Source organism: Mesorhizobium sp. M7A.F.Ca.AU.002.02.1.1, from assembly GCF_003998535.1.
Taxonomy (GTDB): Bacteria; Pseudomonadota; Alphaproteobacteria; order Rhizobiales; family Rhizobiaceae; genus Mesorhizobium; species Mesorhizobium ciceri.
In genome coordinates this window covers 1-1,879 of sequence record NZ_RZPB01000988.1, presented here as the reverse complement: position 1 = coordinate 1,879, position 1,879 = coordinate 1, and the positions used below count along the sequence as shown (strand labels likewise).

The window sequence follows — 1,879 nt, the reverse complement described above, 5'->3', positions numbered from 1 at the left end:
GCTCGGTGGTGTTCCGCTTGGACAATATCGACGTGCCGGCGCAGTTCTCCCAGGTCGCAGCCGATATCCTGGCACAGAAATATTTCCGCAAGGCCGGTGTTCCGGCACGCCTGAAGAAGATCGAAGAGAACGACGTCCCCTCCTTCCTGTGGCGCTCCGTCGCCGATGAGGCGGAACTCGCCAAGCTGCCGGAAGCCGAGCGCTACGGTTCCGAGATCGACGCCCGCCAGGTCTTCGACCGCCTTGCCGGCACCTGGACCTATTGGGGCTGGAAGGGCGGCTACTTCAAGGCGTCGGAAGAAGACGCACGCGCCTTCCGTGACGAGCTTGCCCACATGCTGGCCACCCAGCGCGTCGCGCCGAACTCGCCGCAATGGTTCAACACCGGCCTGCACTGGGCCTATGGCATCGACGGCCCGAGCCAGGGCCACTTCTATGTCGACCCGTTCACCGGCAAGCTGACCAAGTCGAAATCCTCCTACGAGCATCCGCAGCCGCATGCCTGCTTCATCCAGGGCGTACAGGACGACCTCGTCAACGAGGGTGGCATCATGGATTTGTGGGTGCGTGAAGCGCGCCTGTTCAAATACGGCTCCGGCACCGGCTCCAACTTCTCGCTGCTGCGCGGCGAAGGCGAAAAACTGTCCGGTGGCGGCCGCTCGTCGGGCCTGATGAGCTTCCTCAAGATCGGCGACCGCGCGGCGGGCGCCATCAAGTCGGGCGGCACGACGCGCCGCGCCGCCAAAATGGTCATCGTCGACGCCGACCATCCCGATATCGAGGAATTCATCGACTGGAAGGTCAATGAAGAGCAGAAGGTCGCCTCGCTGGTGACCGGCTCGAAGATCGTCAAGAAGCATCTCGAAGCGATCATGAAGGCCTGCGTCAACTGCGAAGGCAATGGCGACGACTGCTTCGATCCGTCGATCAACTCCGCGCTGAAGCGCGAGATTAAGGCGGCCAAGAAGTCGGCCGTGCCGGAGAACTACATCTACCGCGTCATCCAGTTCGCCAAGCAGGGCTATAGCTCGATGTCGTTCAAGACCTACGACACAGACTGGGATTCGGACGCCTACCTCACGGTTTCGGGCCAGAATTCCAACAATTCGGTGTCGCTGAAGGATAATTTCCTGCGCGCCGTCGAGGACGATGCCGACTGGCACCTGACCGCCCGCAAGGACGGCAAGGTACTGAAGACGCTGAAGGCCAGGGATCTCTGGGAAAAGATCGGTTACGCCGCCTGGGCGTCGGCCGATCCGGGCCTGCATTTCAACACGACGATGAACGACTGGCACACCTGCGCTTCCGCCGGTGCGATCCGGGCGTCCAACCCGTGCTCCGAATACATGTTCCTCGACGACACGGCCTGCAATCTCGCCTCGATCAATCTGCTGCCCTACCGCAACGCCGACGGCACGATCGACATCGCAGCCTACGAGCACACGGTGCGGCTGTGGACCATCGTGCTCGAAATCTCCGTCATGATGGCGCAGTTCCCGTCGAAGGAGATCGCCAAGCAGTCCTACGAATACCGCACGCTCGGCCTCGGCTATGCCAATATCGGCGGCCTGCTGATGACGTCGGGCATTCCCTACGACTCCGACGAAGGCCGCGCGATCTGCGCCGCACTCACCGCGATCATGACCGGCATGGCCTATGCCACCTCGGCCGAGATGGCCGGCGAACTCGGCGCCTTCGCCGACTACGACCGCAATGCCCAGAACATGCTGCGCGTCATGCGCAACCATCGCCGTGCCGCCTATGGCGAGAAGCAGGGCTACGAGAAGCTCGCCGTCAACCCGGTGCCGCTCGTCGCTTCCGACCTGAAGCAGCAGGACCTTGCGACCCACGCCAAGGCCGCCTGGGACCGCGCCATCGA

1 pseudogene is annotated in these 1,879 nt (G+C 62.9%); it reads left to right on the top strand.

Features of this window, described 5'->3' with window-relative positions:
* Window positions 1–1,879, top strand: a pseudogene (locus EN879_RS34125) (vitamin B12-dependent ribonucleotide reductase); the annotation flags it as partial.